21 protein-coding genes are annotated in these 20,923 nt (G+C 32.6%); 8 read left to right on the top strand and 13 right to left on the bottom strand.

From position 1 onward, the window contains the following. Positions 1 to 539: 539 nt before the first annotated feature. From AB3G34_RS15000 to AB3G34_RS14990, 3 genes are all read left to right on the top strand, one after another. Positions 540 to 1,655: a hypothetical protein gene (locus tag AB3G34_RS15000; protein ID WP_369752915.1), complete on the top strand. Its 1,116-nt coding sequence runs from the start codon at positions 540 to 542 to the stop codon at positions 1,653 to 1,655. A 150-nt stretch (positions 1,656 to 1,805) separates the two neighbouring features. Beyond that, a complete protein-coding gene (locus tag AB3G34_RS14995) occupies positions 1,806 to 1,967 on the top strand; it encodes a helix-turn-helix domain-containing protein (RefSeq protein ID WP_369752914.1) in 162 nt (53 codons plus the stop codon). 105 nt (positions 1,968 to 2,072) lie between these two features. Beyond that, a complete protein-coding gene (locus AB3G34_RS14990; protein WP_369752913.1) occupies positions 2,073 to 2,405 on the top strand; it encodes a single-stranded DNA-binding protein in 333 nt (110 codons plus the stop codon). 307 nt (positions 2,406 to 2,712) lie between these two features. Here the strand turns inward: AB3G34_RS14990 and AB3G34_RS14985 are convergent, their stop codons facing one another. Next, positions 2,713 to 3,231 (bottom strand): ferritin, encoded by a 519-nt coding sequence (locus AB3G34_RS14985; protein WP_367756400.1) that lies wholly within the window; start codon positions 3,229 to 3,231, stop codon positions 2,713 to 2,715. Between the two features lie 38 nt (positions 3,232 to 3,269). Beyond that, the gene (locus AB3G34_RS14980; RefSeq protein WP_367772930.1) at positions 3,270 to 3,899 is read right to left on the bottom strand and encodes a CatA-like O-acetyltransferase; all 630 of its coding nucleotides are present in this window, start codon (positions 3,897 to 3,899) and stop codon (positions 3,270 to 3,272) included. 354 nt (positions 3,900 to 4,253) lie between these two features. On the opposite strand from AB3G34_RS14980, the gene AB3G34_RS14975 reads away from it, so the two are divergent. The 5 genes from AB3G34_RS14975 (at position 4,254) to AB3G34_RS14955 (ending at position 9,903) form a co-directional block, all read left to right on the top strand. Further along, on the top strand, positions 4,254 to 5,279 hold the full coding sequence (locus AB3G34_RS14975) for a hypothetical protein (protein ID WP_367772928.1): 1,026 nt from the start codon (positions 4,254 to 4,256) through the stop codon (positions 5,277 to 5,279). A gap of 11 nt (positions 5,280 to 5,290) precedes the next feature. Beyond that, the gene (locus AB3G34_RS14970; protein WP_367772926.1) at positions 5,291 to 6,145 is read left to right on the top strand and encodes a polysaccharide deacetylase family protein; all 855 of its coding nucleotides are present in this window, start codon (positions 5,291 to 5,293) and stop codon (positions 6,143 to 6,145) included. 372 nt (positions 6,146 to 6,517) lie between these two features. Beyond that, a complete protein-coding gene (locus tag AB3G34_RS14965; RefSeq protein WP_367756393.1) occupies positions 6,518 to 7,954 on the top strand; it encodes a circularly permuted type 2 ATP-grasp protein in 1,437 nt (478 codons plus the stop codon). A gap of 35 nt (positions 7,955 to 7,989) precedes the next feature. Further along, positions 7,990 to 8,943, top strand: a complete 954-nt coding sequence (locus AB3G34_RS14960; RefSeq protein WP_367772923.1) for an alpha-E domain-containing protein — start codon at positions 7,990 to 7,992, stop codon at positions 8,941 to 8,943. Between the two features lie 6 nt (positions 8,944 to 8,949). Next, entirely contained in the window at positions 8,950 to 9,903 is a 954-nt protein-coding gene (locus AB3G34_RS14955) for a transglutaminase domain-containing protein (RefSeq protein WP_369752912.1), read from the top strand. Between the two features lie 79 nt (positions 9,904 to 9,982). On the opposite strand, the gene AB3G34_RS14950 is transcribed toward AB3G34_RS14955, so the two are convergent. The 11 genes from AB3G34_RS14950 to atpA all read right to left on the bottom strand — a co-directional run bounded on the left by AB3G34_RS14950 (position 9,983) and on the right by atpA (position 20,895). Beyond that, on the bottom strand, positions 9,983 to 11,266 hold the full coding sequence (locus tag AB3G34_RS14950) for a murein hydrolase activator EnvC (RefSeq protein ID WP_369752911.1): 1,284 nt from the start codon (positions 11,264 to 11,266) through the stop codon (positions 9,983 to 9,985). Positions 11,267 to 11,326: 60 nt separating this feature from the next. Then, a complete protein-coding gene (locus tag AB3G34_RS14945) occupies positions 11,327 to 12,097 on the bottom strand; it encodes a DUF4292 domain-containing protein (RefSeq protein ID WP_369752910.1) in 771 nt (256 codons plus the stop codon). 7 nt (positions 12,098 to 12,104) lie between these two features. Beyond that, on the bottom strand, positions 12,105 to 13,448 hold the full coding sequence (locus tag AB3G34_RS14940; RefSeq protein WP_369752909.1) for a tetratricopeptide repeat protein: 1,344 nt from the start codon (positions 13,446 to 13,448) through the stop codon (positions 12,105 to 12,107). A gap of 31 nt (positions 13,449 to 13,479) precedes the next feature. Next, positions 13,480 to 14,496, bottom strand: a complete 1,017-nt coding sequence (locus AB3G34_RS14935) for a sugar phosphate nucleotidyltransferase (protein WP_369752908.1) — start codon at positions 14,494 to 14,496, stop codon at positions 13,480 to 13,482. 87 nt (positions 14,497 to 14,583) lie between these two features. Then, positions 14,584 to 15,018 (bottom strand): dUTP diphosphatase, encoded by a 435-nt coding sequence (gene dut / locus AB3G34_RS14930; protein WP_367756377.1) that lies wholly within the window; start codon positions 15,016 to 15,018, stop codon positions 14,584 to 14,586. A 128-nt stretch (positions 15,019 to 15,146) separates the two neighbouring features. Then, the gene (locus AB3G34_RS14925) at positions 15,147 to 16,613 is read right to left on the bottom strand and encodes a lipopolysaccharide biosynthesis protein (RefSeq protein ID WP_369752907.1); all 1,467 of its coding nucleotides are present in this window, start codon (positions 16,611 to 16,613) and stop codon (positions 15,147 to 15,149) included. 73 nt (positions 16,614 to 16,686) lie between these two features. Further along, on the bottom strand, positions 16,687 to 17,148 hold the full coding sequence (locus AB3G34_RS14920) for a hypothetical protein (protein WP_369752906.1): 462 nt from the start codon (positions 17,146 to 17,148) through the stop codon (positions 16,687 to 16,689). Positions 17,149 to 17,159: 11 nt separating this feature from the next. Then, on the bottom strand, positions 17,160 to 17,564 hold the full coding sequence (locus tag AB3G34_RS14915; protein ID WP_367774086.1) for a GNAT family N-acetyltransferase: 405 nt from the start codon (positions 17,562 to 17,564) through the stop codon (positions 17,160 to 17,162). A 217-nt stretch (positions 17,565 to 17,781) separates the two neighbouring features. Further along, positions 17,782 to 18,216, bottom strand: a complete 435-nt coding sequence (locus AB3G34_RS14910; RefSeq protein ID WP_369752905.1) for a DUF547 domain-containing protein — start codon at positions 18,214 to 18,216, stop codon at positions 17,782 to 17,784. A gap of 147 nt (positions 18,217 to 18,363) precedes the next feature. Continuing rightward, positions 18,364 to 19,224 (bottom strand): ATP synthase F1 subunit gamma, encoded by an 861-nt coding sequence (atpG, locus tag AB3G34_RS14905; protein ID WP_367772903.1) that lies wholly within the window; start codon positions 19,222 to 19,224, stop codon positions 18,364 to 18,366. Positions 19,225 to 19,317: 93 nt separating this feature from the next. Then, complete coding sequence (gene atpA / locus AB3G34_RS14900; RefSeq protein WP_367772901.1) at positions 19,318 to 20,895, bottom strand: F0F1 ATP synthase subunit alpha; 1,578 nt, start codon at positions 20,893 to 20,895, stop codon at positions 19,318 to 19,320. Positions 20,896 to 20,923: the final 28 nt, after the last annotated feature.

The raw sequence follows: 20,923 nt of genomic DNA, 5'->3' as shown, positions 1-20,923 counted from the left end.
ATACTTATCATACTCATAGATAGGTAATGCTTGCTTCTACCGTTACGAAAACTATTGAGGACACTTTCGCTTCAACTTTAATATTACTTCACAACAGAGCCTGCATAGGCTCTTTTTTTTAATTAAATAATTTATCGGAGGAAATCACCTATGTGATCAAACTAACTAGCTTTTTAAATATAAAAGGAAGGTGCAACTATTAATATATAACAAAAATAATTATAGAAATGAATAGTAAATTTTACTCATTAATGGAATTACAAAAATTTAGGATGACCACTCTGGGGTCAAGAATGCTCAAATACCGAATCAAATATTTGCTTAGCAGCGGTATTCTCACGATTGGTGAGACGTTATTCAAAAGTGGATCGCGATGGCAAATACACGAGTCTTTGATTCCATTGTTTCAACGAAAGAGTAAGCCAGTGAGCCACTAACAAGTCACGTAGTAAAGTATAGTCTAAGCCCTGTAAATGCTCAAATCTGAAAAAAAAAAGAGCTTTCTTTTTAAAAAAAGCAAAAAAATAATTTAAACAAAAATGTATGCAAATTACCACTCTCACATTGATAAACTTCATTTGTCTTTTCAATCGATATCATATTCGAAATTCGAATCTACCAATCACCCAGACTCTAAAATTCCATTTTATTTCAAGGAGGTTCCTGCTACAAAAGATTATGGCCTTGGCTATAATATTTATTGGATACCAAGTGCCGGCTGCGTGCCGGTTTTGTTTGGTGTGATAGATTTGTCATATCGTTTTATCGCTGACTATTCGATGATGTATGTGCTTAATCCTACACTATATACAATAGGTTGGTCAGATGCTTTGAACGACATCATTTACCATCTAGGCTTATCTCATGTGCAGATAAGAGAAACAGAATTATCAATTGATACTAATCAACCAATCATTAAGCGATTTGTCAAAAAGATGCTCTCGAAGCAAATTATTTTTACAGAAACATACAAGGCAAGCTATTATGGCACCTGGGATGACGTGTATAAATATGGTTACGAAGAAGCAAAATTTCATAATACACAATATGTAATGCCTTTGAAAAACTCAAAAAGAATTAATAAACGCAATTATGATAGGTTAGAGTCCAAGTCCAATGAAATCTTTAATCATTCCGGCAAACATTATATCAACCATTATCTGTCAAAGTACTTGGATGTTGATAAGCCGGTTTATCGCTTGGAGAAAACACTGTATAGGAGGGATTTATCATATAAAGACGTTGTGTATATTGATATCACAACGGGGAGGATGATTTCAAAGTCAACATACAATCGATTATGTGATATTGACAAACGACGATACCGGATACATAGCAAAACGTCTATACTAGACGTTGATTTATCTAGACTAGAAGATTCCAAATACATCACTTCTATATTTAATCATTTCAGTGTTTTCAATAGCGAAATAGTGTTGGATACATACAAAAATGTACCATTATTTGTTGCGAAATATGTTAAGGAGTATAAAGCAGTAATACCGAAAGCTAAAAAAACAAGCTCAGCCCAACGACAAAAGGATTTGCGGAACGCCATTCGAATATCAGAGCTGGAACTAACCTATGATTATGCAGAAAATGCATCAAGAGTCGATGATAATATTTTCAATTTTGACGTGCCTCGTATAAACTGATGCGATGTTCTTTTATGATCACCACAGATGTTCTTTTATGATGACCACAACTATTAAAAAATTTATTTTGTTAAAAAGTAAACTAAAGCTAACTATCTGGATATAACAATATCATCAGCAATTAAGTTGGCGTTTTAAAAATTTATGATTATGTTTGTTAGTACAAAAGAAGCAATGGTGATTCTGGGAGTTAAATCTGAGACGACCATCAGAGAATATGAAAAAAAAGGATATATCACACCGTACCGTTCATTCTCAAATAGAAAAAGATATAAGGTCAAAGAATTAGAAAAAGCCTTAAATAAAAGATAGCCTGAAAGCTATCTTTTTTTGTTTCAGAAACATTATTTCACCGTATATTTCACCGTAACATTTTTTAAAAGTTGCGAAGTACTAATTTTAAAGGAATTTTATATCATGAGTGCATTAAGAAACAAAGTACAGTTAATCGGACACCTAGGAAACGACCCTGAAATCAAAAATTTTGACGGAGGAAAAAAACTAGCCAATTTTACATTAGCTACTAATGAAACCTATAAAAATGACAAAGGGGAAAAGGTAGAAGAAACCCAATGGCATAGACTTATAGCTTGGGGGAAAACGGCCGAAATAATTGAAAAATACGTAACTAAAGGGAAGGAAATTGCTGTTGAAGGAAAATTAACCCACAGAAGCTATGACGATAAAAATGGGGAAAAACGCTATGTAACCGAGGTAGTGGTAACGGAACTCCTTTTATTAGGAAAGTAATTTTATTTAAGAACTATTTTTTAACAAGTCAATAAACACAAAAACCATCGATACTAGTCGATGGTTTTTTTATTTAAACTAAAATAGTTCTTACTTATCGTTGATCAAATCTAGGGCAACGTTTACATCGCTTATCTTCTCCGTCTTTGTAGTTCTCACAACACTTTTTCTTTAACCCTTTATCAGACTTATCTTTTTTAAGGAGTTTTTTTTTATCCTTTTTTTTGGCTTTATTTTTATCCTTTTTACTCAATTTGTAAAGAGTTAAAATTAAGAAAGCAATTATAATTCAGAAATTAAGAGTCTCTTACTTCGAATGACCTGAAGTCACACTATTTACCGTTAATTGTTGGATATCTCTATCAAACAAATACAAACCTCCCTTGTCATCTCCTATCAAATGTATTTTATCTAATATGTTTTTAGCTTGCGCTTCTTCTTCTATTTGTTCAGCAACATACCACTGTAAGAAGTTATGAGTCGCATAGTCTTTTTCGGAAAGAGCAATATGAACCAATTCATTAATCGATTCCGAAACGAAAACTTCGTGTTTATACAACTCTTCAAACATTTCCTGAAAAGTGAGATAGGTTGTTTTTGGAGCCTTTAGTTGGGTTACTTGAGCATGTCCACCACGTTCGTTGATAAATTTAATTAACTTCAACATATGTACGCGTTCCTCATCTGATTGTGCATACATAAATTTAGAAATCCCTTCTAGTCCATGAGTTTCTGCCCATGAAGCCATTGAAAGGTAGGTTTGCGAAGATTCAGCTTCAATACGAACCTGATCGTTCAGTGCGGATTCAATATTTTTTGATAGCATAACTAAATGTTTTATATAAAGTTACAAAAAAGAAAAGACTATTGATTCATTAACTCTTGAAAACAGTCTACAAATTGCCCTACATGCAAACCATCCATTAATCCATGATGAACATGTATTGACATTGACATCGTTTTTTTCCCAGCTTCATTAGTACTCATTTTTCCAAATGAAATTTTTGGGCAACTATCGGGAAAAGTATAACTGCGGGCATGCGAAAGGGATGTGAAATTAATCCATGGAATTGCCGAAAAATGAATTACATTATCCGTATCAAAAGCACGAGTAAAAAGGCCTGGTGCATTTTGAACCCGTTCTATTTCTAATACCGCATTGGCGGTAAAAATTTCAAAATCAGCATCGTATTCTATCCATGAAAAACCAAAAGAACCATCTGTTCTTCCTATCGTTGCTGAACCGTCAATTTTATCATAAATAATAATCTTATCCTCTGAAATTCGGTACCTAAAAGGTTCAATTGTATTCACTGCCACTAACGTTTTGTAGAGGTAATAAATAAAAAAAGTGCTTCCCAGTTTTTTTGAAGTTTGATAGGCTTTAGTACAATCAATTTCTACGGTTACACCAAAAAAAGATTCTTCAAATTTTCTAAAAAAATTAAAATGCTCTTTTCTAGGCCAGTTTTCAATATCTAAATATGTTTTCAAAATGTTGCTCTTAAATTATTTTTCAAAATTACAGCTATTTAATTTTAAGACGGTATTTACAGGAGAAAACTGTTTCCTTTTTTTAAACAACTAAAGTAGCACGTCTTGGAATTTCATATAATAATTGGCAGTAAAATCAAAACCAATATAGAAATACTATAGATAAGGATAATACAACTAAAAAAACATTCAAAAACAAAAGGAGAGTTAAAAAAATGTAGCTGATTTTTTGCTAAAAAAACAGCTGCTAAAAAAAATTCTTTCTTAATGATTATATTATAAAATCATACCATATAAACATAACAAATAGCATATAAATAGACTTACCTTTGTGTAAACATCTAATTTATTTTTATGAAAAATTCCGTTATCCTATCACTTTCTATTTCTATTTTGATTGTCTTTTCTAGTTGCAATCAAGGTAAAGCCGCGGACGAAAAAATAATTGAAAAACAAACTACTAAAGTCGTTACAGATTCTGTAAAGAAAAAAATAGTTTCTACTATAGATACCTTAGATTATAATAAAAGAATGCTAGCGATTAGCAATAATGACACTACAGGAAGATGGCCTGTAAAAACACCTTATCCTTTACCCGGAGCATTATTACCATACAATAGGATTATTGCTTTTTATGGAAATTTGTATTCCAAAAGAATGGGGATACTTGGAGAAATCCCAAAAGAACAAATGCTTAAGCAATTACAAGGAGAAGTGGCCAAATGGGCAGCAGCTGACCCTACAGTTAAAACAATTCCTGCTTTGCATTATATTGCAGTTACTGCTCAAGGCGCACCTGGAAAAGACAATATGCATCGCATGAGAATGCCGTTTAAACAAATTGACACCATAATAAGCTGGGCAAAGCCTATCGACGCACTAATTTTTCTAGATATCCAAGTAGGACATAGCACTGTAAAAACCGAAGTAACTCAACTAGAACAATATCTCGCTTTACCCAACGTACATTTAGGAATCGATCCCGAATTTTCATTGAAAAACGGGCACGTGCCTGGTACTAAAATAGGGACATTTACTGCAGACGATATCAATGACGCGATAGACATCCTTGCTAATTTGGTCAAAAAAAATAAATTGACTCCAAAGGTGTTAATCGTACATCGCTTTACACAAGGAATGGTCACTAATTATAAAAAAATAAAAACAGTTCCTGAAGTACAGGTAGTAATGGATATGGATGGTTTTGGTAGCAAAGTACTTAAAAGATCCACTTACCTTACTTATATCTATAGAGAACCTGTTCAATTTACAGGATTTAAATTGTTTTATAAAAATGACAATTGGAACGATTGGAAAATGTACACTCCTGAAGAGTTGTTAAAATTTACTCCAAAACCACTTTACATTCAATACCAATAATTAATAGAACTATGAAAAAGAGTATATTAGTAGTTATAAGCTGCTTTACCATTTTGATAGGATGCCAATCTAAAACGGAGCAGAAAGAAACCGATAAAAAAGAAACTACCCAAGTTTCAATTGCTAGTCCGGAAAAGGCACCAAAAAAAGAAACTGCAAATACGGCCACTATTCTTGCTAAAAAGGAAGTGCCCATCTTATGCTACCATAATATTCGGGAATTTAGTAATACAGCTAGCGGAGATATAAAGACTTATACGGTTAAACCAGCTGTTTTTTCAGCTCAAATGAAAGCATTGGCAGATGATGGTTATCATACCATATTACCTGATCAATTGTATGAATATCTCCTTCATGATGGACCACTACCCGAAAAGCCAATAATGATAACCTTTGATGACACAAGAGAAGAGCAGTATACGTTAGGAGCAACTGAAATGAAAAAATACGGTTTTAAAGGGGTGTTTTTTGTGATGACCGTCTCTATTAATCGACCAAAATATTTAAGTAAAGAACAAATTAAAGACTTATCAGACTCTGGTAATGTAATTGCAGCACATACTTGGGACCATCATATGGTAACTAAATATAGTGGGGATGACTGGAATATTCAGCTTAATAAACCAAAAACTAAACTGGAAGAAATCATTGGAAAACCAGTAACGTACTTCGCCTATCCTTTTGGGCTGTGGAATACCTCTGTTATCCCAGAAATCAAAAAAAGTGGATATCAAATGGCTTTTATTTTATCTACAAAAAGAGACCCAAACGACCCTCTTTATACCATAAGAAGGATAATAGTTTCCGGTACTTGGACAGCAAATGGAATGCTAAAAGCAATTGAATCTAGTTTTAACAAGCCCTGATTTATATTCCTACTATCCTTTTTAAGAAGACTTCATTTAAAAAACAGCATATGTCAAAAACTAGATTTAAAATCTTAGTAATGACTTGTGCTGTTTTCCGTGCTCTAATTCTTCATAAAAAGACCCAAATCACGATGATTTAAAGGGAGATAGTTTATAATACTGGTACTATAAACACTACTGAATTATCAATAAAACATAGAATAAAAATAAATCATTCAAAAAATTGATATTAAAAAAGGAATAGTATATTTATTATTGAATAATTAATAAATATAGTTATTTTAACAAATAAAATAGTTATTTTAGAGAAAAAATTGTGTTTTCCACACCATAAATAGCATTTGTTTAATTTTTTAATAACGATAATATATGATAAAATTAACACCTAGTTTAAATTCAAATGGATGGGATGAAATGTTCTCAAAAGAAGGTGTTAGAGACTCATACCGCCAAGTACTACAAACATTGGAAAGTTTAAGTATTGCGCAACTAAATGAAAAACAAAAACAGGCTTCAGATATTTTCATGAACCAAGGGATAACATTCACGGTTTATAGCGATGACGACCAGGGAATTGAAAGAATTTTCCCATTTGATATTATTCCTAGAATAATTACCCAGAAAGATTGGATAGAAGTAGAAACAGGGATAGCGCAAAGGCTAAAAGCTCTTAATTTATTTTTGGAAGATATTTATAACGAACAACTTATTATAAAAGAAGGCATTATTCCTGCTGCATTAATTGCTTCATGCCCTCATTATATTCAAGAAGTACACGGAATAAAACTACCCCATAATATCCACGTACACATTGCGGGTATTGATTTAATTAGAGGAGCCGATGGAGAATTTTATGTCTTAGAAGACAATCTAAGATGCCCTAGTGGTGTGAGTTACATGATGGAAAACAGAGAAATAACCAAAAGAGTGTTTCCTGAAATGTTCAGCAACAATGATGTTAGCATGGTGGTCAATTACCCTATGATTTTTCATAATATTTTAATATCTCTTTCTCCAAGAAATATATCAAACCCAAATGTAGTTTTGCTCACTCCAGGAGTTTATAATTCCGCTTACTACGAACATACTTTCCTCGCGAGACAAATGGGAGTACCATTAGTTGAAGGAAGAGATTTAGTTGTGAATAACAACAAAGTCTATATGAAAACAACTTCCGGTCTTCAACAAGTGGATGTAATTTACAGACGATTAGACGACGAGTATTTAGACCCCCTTGTTTTTAAACCAGACAGCACACTTGGTGTTCCTGGATTGATAAGCGCTTATAAATTAGGAAACGTTGCTTTGGTAAATGCGGTAGGAAATGGAGTCGCTGATGATAAAGCCGTCTATGCCTATGTTCCAGATATGATAAAATACTATCTAAACGAGGAACCTATCTTAAAAAATGTGCCTACTTATCAAATGGGTAATAAGGAAGAAAGAGAACTTGTATTTGCTAATATGGAAAACATGGTGGTTAAAGAAACGAACCAGAGTGGTGGTTACGGAATGATCATGGGGAATAAAGCGACCGAAGCAGAACTTGAAGCCGCCAAAATTGCAATTATTGATAATCCTAGAAATTTCATTGCACAACCCATTATCCAGCTAAGCACCGTTCCTTGTTTTATCGACGGAGAACTTAAACTGAGACACGTTGACCTAAGGCCTTATGCATTATGTGGCCCAAACGGAGTTAAAATAGTACCTGGAGGGCTAACAAGAGTTGCGCTTACCGAAGGATCCTTAGTCGTAAATTCCTCGCAAGGAGGTGGTAGTAAAGACACTTGGATCATAAAATAAAAGCAATTGTTTACGAACTTAAAAAAACACACACTATGGAAGTAAATATGCTAAGCCGTGTTGCTGATGGAATGTATTGGCTTAACAGATATATGGAAAGAACAGATGGAATGTTGCTCACCCTTAACACTCTTTATGCTTTATCTTTTGACAAAGAAACTAATGATTATCAAGGTTACAAACCGTTATTAGAATACTACACCATATTGTCAAATGATAAAATTAGAGAAGTTCAGTTTGATACTAATTTTGTTCTAAAATATATTATTTGTGATGAAAATAATCACAACTCGGTTAAAAACCTAATTACTAAGGCACGTGAAAATGCAAGAGGCTCTCAAGATAAGATAACAAAAGAATTATGGGAACATATTAACTCCATGTACCTTTATATTAATTCTCCAGACTTGCCTAAAAAACTAGAAACAGCCAAAGCACTAGATGTATTGGCCAAATTAAATAAAAACTTTTTGCTTTATAATGGTATCATTCAAGTTACCATGCCAAGAGGATTAGGATGGTGCTTTTCAAGCATAGGCAAGCATATTGAGCGTTGTTTACAAACCATTTCAATGACTCAGGCTTATTATGCTCCTATCAATTATAACGTAAATGGAAATGAAGATTTACTGTACTGGAGAAAATTACTGTTATCCCTTTCAGGTTATGAAATGTATATGAAGAGTTATAGTAATATTCCTCACAACCAGAAAGTAATTCAACATGTGATTTTTAATAAAGATTTTGCCCATTCTGTTTATTATACTTTAGAGTACATCGAAATATATTTAGAAAGCCTGTTGAAACAAAATTATTTAAACGAAGGACGAGTGTTACAAAATCAATTTGGAAGACTCAAAAGTTATATTGAATTTACCGATTATCAAAATTTAGATAACCAACAATTAGAGGAAGTACTTCACAATACAAAAAAACAATTGATGCAATTTTCGAAAGATTTTTCTAAATTATTTTTTTCTTATACCTAACAACTAATGGCGATTTATAAAATAGTACACACCACAAAATACCAATACAATTGGCCTATTAAGGAAAGTATAAACGAGATTCGTTTATTTCCTCATAATTTTGACAACCAAGATGTGTTACAATATCAGCTAATGATATCTCAAAAACCTGAGGTAGCACTTTCAGAGGACTACTATGGAAATAGAGTGGGGAATTTTAATATTTTACATTCCCATTCTGAAACAACCATAGAAACTAGAATGTTGGTACGTGTCAATCATTCTCTTAAAATTCCAGAAATCGATGATACGACGGTAAAAGATTTAGAAAAGGAAAAAGAAAAAAGCATCCTTTTACTTCGACTTTGTTACCCAGAAATCATCAACAAACAAAACGAAATTGATGCTATATTAGATGAAATCGATTATAAAAACAAATCCATAATTGAAATTGCCCAACAATGTAATCACTATGTTTTTACAAATTTCACTTATACAAAAGGGATTACCAATATAGAAACTACAATAGATGAAATATTGGAAATTAAAAAAGGAGTATGTCAAGATTTTGCCATTTTATTATTGCAACTATTACGTAGCGCGGGAATTCCTTCAAGGTATGTGAGTGGATATATTTGTCCCAATAAAAATGAACTGCGCGGAGAAGGCGCTACACATGCTTGGGTAGAAATATATTCTCCTAATCAAGGTTGGTTAGGATTAGATCCTACTAATGACATTTGGACAATGGACAATCATGTCAAACTTTCAACAGGGAGGAATTTCAATGATTGCACCCTTGTAAAAGGAACATTTAAAGGTCTTGCAAGACAAACACTGTCGGTTTCAGTTTCAATTGGCTATGAAGACGGCAGGCATTTTGAAGAAGTGAATGATGTACTACTACATGAAGTATCTGCAGAGCTTCAAGAACAACTAAATCACATTGAGAAACAACAACTTCAACAACAACAACAATAATAATAATAATAATAAAAGTAATTAATACCAAAAAAGGAGGAATCAAAGCTTGATCCCTCCTTTTTTATAATATACAATATTATTTATTTGATAACCATCCTTTTGGATCCGTATACGTTGTATTTTGTAAAAGCAAGAATTTAATTACTGTTTTACCAGTATCACCATTTGTTCTTACTCTACCAATCGTTTGTTTTATACTTATTTTATCTCCTTTACTAACCGATACAGAACTTAAATTTTGATAAATGGTAAAGTAATCTCCATGTTGTATCATCACGGCTTTATTAACAGGTGATAAAACCATTACACTTGCTACTTCACCACCAAAAACTGCTCTTGCAGATGCCCCTTCACTAGTTGTTATTTCTACACCGCTATTATGAATCACTAATGTATTATAAATAGGATGCGCTTGATCTCCGTAACCCAACGATATAAACCCTTTTTCTACTGGCCAAGGTAAATTCCCTCTATTAGCTCTAAAATTATCAGCTATTATTTTTGACTCTGGTGTCAATTCAATTCTGGAAGAAGAAACGGATTCTTTTGCAGCTTCTTTTGCAGCTTCTCGTACGGCTTCTTTAGTATCCCCTTTTGTTGTAGACTTCGCGCTATTTGCTAATGCTAGTGCTTTGGCTTTAGCTCTCTCTATCGCTGCTTTTCTATTGGCCTCAGCAATAGCTTCGCGAATTAAACGGTCTATTTGTTTGTCAATCGTTTTGGATTCTCTTTGTTTTTTTCTAATATCCGAAACAATTCTATTCTTGTCTTTTTTAATTGAATTTACTAGTTTTTCCTGTTCTTCTTTTTCTTTTACTAATCCTTTTTTTTCTTTTTCGTTTTCAACGATTAGTTTTTGTTTTGCCACTTTTTGAACATTCAACTTTTTATTATAATCAATTAGTTGAGTCGACTTAGAAAATATTTCTTCTCCTTGTGCCTTTCTAAAATTGGTATATTGTTTTAAATATTGTGCTCTTTTATACGCTTGTAAAAAATTCTCAGACGACAGAATAAACATTGCTCTACTTTGCTCCGATCGGCTTTTATACGATTTCAAGATCATCTTAGCATAATCTTCTTTAAGAATCATCAACTCTTTATTAAGCTTATTGATCTTAACCTGATTAACATACATGTCATTTGCCAAAAGTTTGGTTTGTTTCTCAGTCGTATTTATCAATATTTCTTTCAGTCTAATTTTATTTTTCTGAATCGTAAATACATTCATCGCCGATTTTTCCTTGGACTTCACGGACTGCAATAACTTTTCGTTATCCCTTATTTCTTGTTGGATTTGGGCTTTACGTTGTTCTAATTTTTCTTGTTGAGAAGACTGACTCCATATAACTGAGGTCATGCATAAAAAAATTAAGCTAAGGAGAAATTTTGGCATCTTAAAAATATATTTTTTGCAAATTTACTTAATTATAATTCTATTGTAACCATTTGGGACACTATATGGAAAAGAAAGTTCTTCATTGAATGAAATTGTTTTATAGTCTAAGTTAATTTCCGTTTTTCCTTTGGCTTGATAGGCATTTATAAGCACGTTTGTAGGCATCAAGGCTTCTTTATATTCTTTAATGTCAACGTAGGCTACTTGAATCATCCTACCCTCGGCTACTTGTGTTATTTCTTGTTTATTAACGCTAAAATCATTTGAATTGATATAAAATGTCTTTTTTGTATTTCCATTCGATAAATCATCCAATCGATACAATTGCTCCACTAATGACTCTGTATATTTTCCCTTCTTTAAATCATCTAAAGCTTCTCCCAACAACATATTTTGAATTTTATTATAATCCAAATCAGTACCTAACCATTGGCTTAATGAACTAAAGTCTCCTTCAAAATAGGTTCCTTTAATTTTTTCGTAATAACTCACAGATGTTGGAGTTATAGAAGCTTTTGCCATTGTAATCCCTAAAAAACGGATGCTTATTAGAATTTGTTCGCCCTTCTTAATTCTAATTTCAGCAGTAACATTTTGTGATTGTTTATCATCACTATACCTCGCATTTGCTTTAATATATAATGTAGAAAAATCACTTTTATTGTTATAGTGACTTGCTATAATTTTTTTTGCGGCTAAGTAATCAACAGGAACAGTAGCAGTTGTAGCCACGGCTTTTGACTTACAAGAAATCAATACAAGGATTGACAGAATAGCGAGTATTTTTTTCATTCGATTTTTATTGTTTTAATAATTGATTGGCTTTTGAAAAATAGAACTCTTTTTTCTTATTATCTCCTAAACCATTATAAGCTTCTCCCAATTGAATATTGAAGTTTATTTCTAAAGCAACATCTTCAACCAAATAATCCAACCCCATTTCGAGAATTTCTTTGGCTTTTTTAAACTGAACCAATTGATTGTATCCTAAGCCAGCATAATAATAAAACTGTGGCTGTGTAGGGAAAATATCTACCATATCCATGGCTTTTTTTGCTGCTAGATCAAATTGTTTGGTTTCAATATACGCTTGAAGCAAAAGTAAATTTGTTTCAACATCTACATCCGCCGTTTTTTTAATCGCTTTATCATAGTACACAATGGCTTTATCCCATTGTTTTTTAGCATGATAAAATTTCCCTATTTCCTTTGCCACATTCACTTCAGGATCAGAATCAAAATAACCAATCGCTTTTTCTAAGTCGGAGTTATATTGCGGATTTGCATTTGTAAAAATCAAGAATTCATTTAGAACCCGGTGTTTTATTTTTGAATCAATTTTGGAACTAGCCAAAACGATGTTCATCGCTTTAACTGCTTTATCCCCATCATTATTATCCAGATGAAACTTAAACAAACTTACTTGTGCCCATTCCGATGTTGGAATTTCACTCTCCAATTTTCGTGCCGTTTCAAGGACTTTATCTATTTCATTGTTTTTAGAATACAAATATATTAGTGAAATATAATTGGACTCCTCCTTGGGATACTTCTTTATCTGATCAATTAAATTTACGATTTCAGTATTTTGATATTTCCCTTGCGATAAAATCTGGATTTTGTAAGATTCTCTTCTGTCTGATTTACCTATACTTTCATTTAGTTCATTAATAAGTGCTAATGCTTTGTCAAACTGCCCCGTATTCATGTAAAGCGAAGTTAAATCTTCTTTGAACTTTGGATCAAATGGAATCAGTTTATTGATTGTGTAAATAGCACGCTCATAATCTTTGGTTGCATAATTAACATCATACATTCCTATCCAGAACCATTTGTTCGTAGGATCTATTTTACTCGCCTGCTCAAAATAAGTATAGGCGTTTTTATAATCCTTTAATGCCAAATAGTTTTTACCTAATTCAAAATGTATAGTTGCGTTTTGAGGATCTATTTTTAAGCATTGTTCCAAAGCTACTATTGCTTTGTCATAATTTTCTATTGCTTTTTGTTTTAACGACTCATAAAACAAATCTTGAAATTTATTACTATCTAGCTTTATCTGTTCTGGTTCTGTTTGTGCCAATACCAAAGCAGGATTGCCAAGCAAAACAAAAAACAATAGTACTAAAGCTGATCTTTTCATAATAAAAAGTAATTTCTAAAACTAGAAAAAATTATTCCAAAACAGAATAATCACCAATGCTGATACTGGTAAAATTACCATCAAAAACAACATGATTTCCAATCATGGCATTATCTAAATTAGCATTTTTGATGTGTACATGAGTTTGAATCAAACTGTTTTTTATAGCGCTATCGACTACATGACTTCCTTTGCCAAGAGACACGTTAGGCCCAACAATTGCATTTACTAAAACAACATCTTCACCAATGAAACAGGGCGGGATAATAGTCGAATTTTCTAACTTAACATCATAATCCACCAGATGAATTCCGTCATTATGCAAGAAGCCCAGCATTCTAGTATTGGTTTCTACAGTTACGTTTTTATTCCCGCAATCCATCCATTCATCTACACTACCCGTTTTAAAAACGTTACCCTTAGCCATCATCGCTTTGATTCCGTCATTAATCTGGTATTCTCCACCGTTTTGAATGTTGTTGTCTAATACGTTTTGAAGTTCTTTTTTTAAATTACCCACTTCTTTGAAATAGTATATCCCAATAACCGCTAAATCACTTACAAATTCAGCAGGTTTTTCCACTAATTCTGTGATTTCATTGTTAGCGTTCAGCTTCACCACTCCAAAAGCTTCAGGCTGGTCTACTTGTTTTACCCAAATAACAGCATCAGCAGTAGGGTCTAAATCAAAATCAGCTCTGATTAATGTATCTGCATAAGCAATTACTGCTGGTCCTGACAAGGATTCTTTGGCACACATAATAGCATGTCCAGTTCCTAGAGGTAAGTCCTGACGATAAATAGAAGCTTTGGCACCTAAACTTTGAGCCAATTCTTCTAAACTTTTTACTACATCATCCCCAAAAAAAGCTTCGTCGCCTAGAATAAAAGCAATCTCTTCAATTGGTTCTTTTAATATTTTAGCAATATCTTCTACCAATCGATGGACAATAGGTTTTCCAGCAACAGGGATTAATGGCTTAGGAACGGTAACTGTATGTGGACGAAGACGTGAACCACGTCCTGCCATTGGCACTATTATTTTCATTTTAATGATATTGAAAGATTAAATGATTGAACGATTAAAGAATTCTATTCGAATTTTTAAATATTACAATCTTTGAATTAATAAATTTTATTTTACACCTGTACTACCAAAACCACCCGCTCCTCTAGAAGTCTCTGACAACTCTTCTACTTCAATCCAGTCAGCCCGTTCGTGTTTTGCAATGATTAATTGCGCAATGCGTTCCCCATTTTGGATAACAAATGCCTGATTGGATAAATTTACTAAAATCACACCAATTTCACCACGATAATCGGCATCAACTGTTCCAGGCGAATTCAATACTGTAATACCGTTCTTGAAAGCCAAACCACTTCTTGGTCTTACTTGAGCCTCATACCCTATGGGTAACTCCATAAAAAGCCCTGTTTTAACAATAGTTCTTTCTAAGGGCTGTAATGTTATTGATTCTATTAAATTAGCTCTTAAATCCATTCCTGCTGAAGCTATGGTTTCATAGTTAGGCAGGGCATGTTGTGATTTATTGATGATGTTTATTTTCATTTTAATTTGTTTGAATTGTTAGCAGGATTTCTAGCCCTGATGGGAGTGACATCCTTTTCTTGACTTTTCAGGAAAGAAAAGATATAGCGGACAGCAGGAAATAGCTCCAAAAAACCAGTAAGGAAATACTAGCTATTTTTACGTTTTATGATTTTTAAAAGGGTTTCTTTTTCGTTGTGATATATAAAATAGAGGAATACAATCAATAATAAGATCCCTACAAAGTAATTCTCCCTGAATCCATAAAACGATATTGCCGAAAAGAATATCGATAATGACAGATAGCCTCCTATTTTCTTTAAATCATACGGAATTGGATAATATTTATTACCCAAATAATAGGAAATAAACATCATGCTTCCGTAGGCGGCTATTGTTGCAATTGCTGATCCGTAATAACTCATTGTAGGAATCAATAAAAAGTTAAGTCCTAATGTTATCACAGCTCCTACAATGGAAATGTAAGCACCAATATACGTTTTGTCAATCAATTTATACCAAACAGAAAGATTAGTGTAAATCCCCAAAAAGAAATTGGCCAATATGATTAAGGGCACAACTTTCATGGCTACCCAATACGATTCATCACGAATCATAAGCATTTTGAATAAATCAGCAAAAACGATTACCGATAGCAAGATGAACGATCCAAAAATGACAAAATATTTTGTCACCATTGCATAGGTTTGTGGTGCATTTTTATCAGAAGCATGACTAAAAAAGAACGGTTCAATTCCTAATGTATAAGCGGTTCTATATAAAACCATGAATAAACCTAATTTGTAGCAGGCAGAGTAAACACCCACTTCGGCTTCAGCAATATTGTCTGGTAACAATCGTCCTAAAAGAATTTTATCAAACTGTTCATTGATTGCAAATGCAATTCCGGCTACCATTATAGGCAATGCATAGCGCATCATGCGTTTCCATAAATCCAAATCGAATTTCCATTTTAGAAAAACATAATCTGGAGATAATGCTACAAAAGTTAATAAACTAGCAATAATGTTTGCCAAGAAAATATAGCCTATCTGGAAATTTTCTACATACAAAGAACTTAAAAAACCATGTGGATTAGCAGCGACTACCTTAGGTATATAAAGTAAAAAAAGCACGCTTAAAATAAGGTTTACCAATACATTACCAATTTTTATAACCGCATAAACCATTGGTTTTTGAAAAGCCCTTAATTTAGAAAAAGGAATAATTACCAAAGCATCTAAAGCTAAAATCCAAATGGTATATCCAATATACTGTGAATCAATACCTGACCAAGCTGCCAATGTATTCCTAGATAATAACGCAATAAACAAGAAAGAAATAGTAGTCCAAAAGATAGAAACCATTGATGTTTCTAGCACTGATTTTTTATTGCTTTCATTGTTATAAAACCTAAAAAAAGCAGTTTCCATCCCGTAAGCTAGAATAACATTAAAGAAAATCATCCAAGCAAAAATGATGGAGACTTTTCCATATTCTGCTTTAGGCAGCAAATCGGTATAAAGTGGCACTAGCAAAAAGCTAAACATTCGCGGTAAAACTGTCGCGAGTCCGTAAATAGCTGTTTGTTTAAAAAGATTTTTATATAATCCCAAAATGTGGTGTGTCTATTAATTTTAAAAAACAAAAATAACTAATTCTTTGGTTTAATCACCGAAGCTTTGTTAATCATTGTCTTTCTTTTAGATTAATGATTTTAAAAAAATAAGTTTTGTTTTTCATTTTATATTCCAAAACGGCATCATTGGGACTTAATATGAATTTTGGTTTAGTAATTACGGGCGCTTCATTTCCATATTCTAATTTACTATCACTATTTAAAATTAAATCCGGCTTAGGAACAAATTTAAAAAAAGAAGCCATAAAATTATTTTCATCTACTTTATCAATGGTAGACACCTGGTTATTGAAATACACTTTTATCAACTGAATTGTATTAGGTAACGCTTCGATAAAAACGATATGAATATCACTTTTAATAGTATCCTTTTCTTGACTCCCTATCTTCGTACTGTAATAAACTGAATCCATTGGCACTGGAAAGCGAGTTTCAAACTCATTTTGTGAAACACAAAATGAAAAGCAAAACAAGATTATAACAACGACAACACCTCTGTTTATAAAACGCATCTAACATAAATTTAAGTCAACCCTTCTTCATTCAAGATTTTCACAAAATGAAAACCTTTAGGACCATATCCTTGATTGTAATAAAATCGGTGGGCTGAAAAATTGGAAGTAAAAGCATCGAGAACGATATTAGTGCATTCTAAATCAATAGCTTTTTGCTCCACATAATCAGTCAACAATTTACCTATTCCTTTTGAACGATGGTCTGTATGAACTATAAAATTGTCTATTTCTAAATATTTACCACTCCATAATTTTGTTGAAAACCAACAACCTGTTATACCTAAACAGATCTCATCTTCAAATACAGCAATTTGCGTATAATTATGAGGAACCATCTCTTGAAGATAGGTTTCATACTTCTCTACACTAAGTTTTGGATATAACTGTTGCATCACTTCAATTTGAGCTAGCATTTCGGGAATAGTGGTAAATTCTTTAATATTCAAAGGATTGCTTTTTTAATTAATTTTGGGTTAAAATTAATCAAAAACTAATAATTGGCAAGTCCCAATACCATTAAAATAACGGGTTAAATAGTAATGAAAACAGTATCAAAAAAATTAACAATATTAGATAAACAGCAAAATATGTAGAAAGAACTTGCTAAGATAGAAGTAAAACTGTTTAAAATCAATGCGCAATTAAAGAAGTTTTCAAAGCTGTTCGATCTAAACGAATTAGATAACTAGAATCAACATTCTTTACTGCCGCACTTTTAATAAATCTTGGGCTGAATAAATTATTTATAAATTTATGTAATGGATTATGATTGTTCTTTCCCAAAATTTTAAATTCAATATCATCTAAGGATAAAAGATGACGGGCTATTTTTATTCTCTTATATTTAAAAACAGCAGTTTCTTCTTTGCCTTCTTTTGCTATAATTAGAACATACGCATTGTAAATATTAGACCAAAAGATATATTTCAATTCATCACTATCTAAATAAGACTCTAATTTTTTATCTTTAATATAATAAAGTTCTCTTCTTAAAGACGATGTATCATGGCTAAGCTGTGCCTCTAACAAAATATTCTCAGACAACTGAATTGGAAAATTATCCATAGCTAATACTATTATATATAAATCATTTAATTCACCAAATGTAAATTTTTATTTACAAAAAACACTAGGTATTTATACGTGATTTTTAGGCATAAAAAAAAACCAACGTATGCTGGTTTTTTTTTATAAAATAAGATAAAATTATTCTTACCCTTTTAAAGCTTCTGCCCCACCAACAATCTCAAGGATCTCATTAGTAATAGCAGCTTGACGCGCTTTATTGTATGTTAATTTCAATTGATTTCTCAATTCAGTTGCATTATCAGTTGCTTTGTGCATCGCAGTCATACGCGCTCCATGCTCAGAAGCAAATGAATCACGAATTCCTTTATACAATTGCGTTTTCAATGATTTAGGAATCAAAGTCAATACAATTTCTTCTTTTGAAGGTTCAAAGATATAATCTCCTGTTGAAACTGTTAAATCAGATTTAATTGGTGCTAACGGTAAAAATTGTTCTGTTTGAACGATTTGAGTTGCAGCATTTTTAAACTGATTGTAAATCAATTCGATTTTATCATATTCACCTGAAACAAATTTTTGAGTTAATGTATCTGCAATTGCAGCTACATTATCAAATGTTAAGTTGTCATATACTGCACTTTCGTTAGCAACAACTGAATTTGTTTTAGTTAATACATCGTTTCCTTTTTTACCAATTGCAAAAACATCTACTTGTTTACCTTCATAAAAAGCAGCACGACTTTTAGCACCTTTAATTACGTTTGTATTAAATGCACCACATAAACCTCTATTAGAAGTAATAGCAACTAGTAATACTTTTTTTACTTCACGTTGTGTAGTAAACTCTCCTCCTGCATCACCTTCAAGTGTAGCAGAAAGGTTTTGTAATAATTCCGTTAATTTTTCGGCATAAGGGCGCATTGCTGTAATTGCATCTTGTGCTTTCTTTAGCTTTGCTGCAGAAACCATTTTCATCGCTGATGTAATTTGCATCGTTGATGAAACGGAAGTAATTCTATTACGGATTTCCTTTAAATTTGCCATTTATTTTTTTCTATTTTGAATTATAAATTTTAAATTTTAAATTACAAAAAGACTGACTTTTCATAATTTAAAATTCAAAACTTAAAATAACTTCTAGTTATATTTTGCTGAAACTTCTTTAGCTACAGATTGAATTACATCAGTAATTTCGTCTGTTAACTTCCCTGCTTTTAAAGCATCAAGAGTTGCTCTGTGTTTAGTGTTCAAGAATTCTAAGAAATCTTTCTCAAATTCTTTTACTTTATTTACAGGAACATTTCTCAATAAGTTTTTAGAACCAGCATAGATAATTGCCACTTGGTCTTCAACAGTATAAGGATCATTCAAACCTTGTTTCAAGATTTCAACGTTTCTTCTACCTTTTTCAATTACGTTTAAAGTAACTGCATCTAAGTCTGAACCAAATTTAGCAAACGCTTCCAATTCACGGAATTGTGCTTGATCTAGTTTCAAAGTACCTGCTACTTTTTTCATTGATTTAATTTGAGCATTACCTCCAACACGAGATACAGAAATACCTACGTTAATTGCCGGACGAACTCCAGAGTTAAACAAATCTCCATCTAAGAAAATTTGACCATCAGTAATCGAAATTACGTTTGTTGGGATATATGCAGAAACGTCACCAGCTTGAGTTTCGATAATAGGTAAAGCAGTCAATGAACCACCACCTTTAACGATAGATTTCAATGAATCTGGTAAATCGTTCATGTTTTTAGCAATTCCATCATCAGCAATTACTTTACAAGCACGCTCTAATAAACGACTGTGTAAGTAAAAAACGTCTCCAGGATATGCCTCACGTCCCGGTGGTCTTCTTAATAAAAGAGAAACCTCACGGTAAGCAACAGCTTGTTTAGATAAATCATCATAAACAATTAAAGCTGGACGACCTGAATCTCTAAAGTATTCTCCAATTGCAGCACCTGCGAAAGGAGCGTACACTTGCATTGGAGCTGGATCAGAAGCATTAGCAGCAACAATAATGGTATATGCCATTGCTCCTTTTTCTTCTAACATTTTTGCAATTCCTGCTACAGTTGACGCTTTTTGTCCAATTGCAACATATATACAAAATACAGGTTTTCCTGCATCGTAAAATTCTTTTTGATTTAAGATAGTATCGATACAAACAGTTGATTTACCTGTTTGACGGTCACCAATAACTAGCTCACGTTGTCCTCTACCAACTGGGATCATAGCATCAACTGCTTTTACTCCAGTTTGTAATGGCTCAGTAACTGGTTGACGGAAGATAACTCCTGGAGCTTTTCTTTCCAAAGGCATTTCGTATAAGTCTCCACCAATTGGTCCTTTTCCATCAATTGGAAAACCAAGAGTGTTTACTACACGTCCTACCATTTGCTCACCTACTTTAAGAGAAGCGATACGTTGTGTTCTTTTAGCTGTAGAACCTTCTTTGATTCCTGTTGATGGTCCTAAAAGTACCACCCCAACATTGTCTTCTTCAAGATTCAATACAATCGCTTCTAAGCCATTGTCGAATTCTACTAACTCACCGTATTGAACATTAGAAAGCCCGTAAACACGAGCAATACCATCTCCAACTTGAAGTACGGTTCCTACTTCCTCTAGCGTTGCGCCAGATTCAAAACCTTCTACTTGCTTTCTTAATATTGCTGAAATTTCAGCAGGTTTGATTTCCGCCATCTTAATTTATAATTTAGACACTTAAATG

Origin of the sequence: Flavobacterium sp. WC2409 (assembly GCF_041200085.1) — a bacterium.
GTDB lineage: Bacteria > Bacteroidota > Bacteroidia > Flavobacteriales > Flavobacteriaceae > Flavobacterium.
Note: the sequence above shows the minus strand (reverse complement) of the source record. Positions and strands in the feature narration are given on the sequence as shown.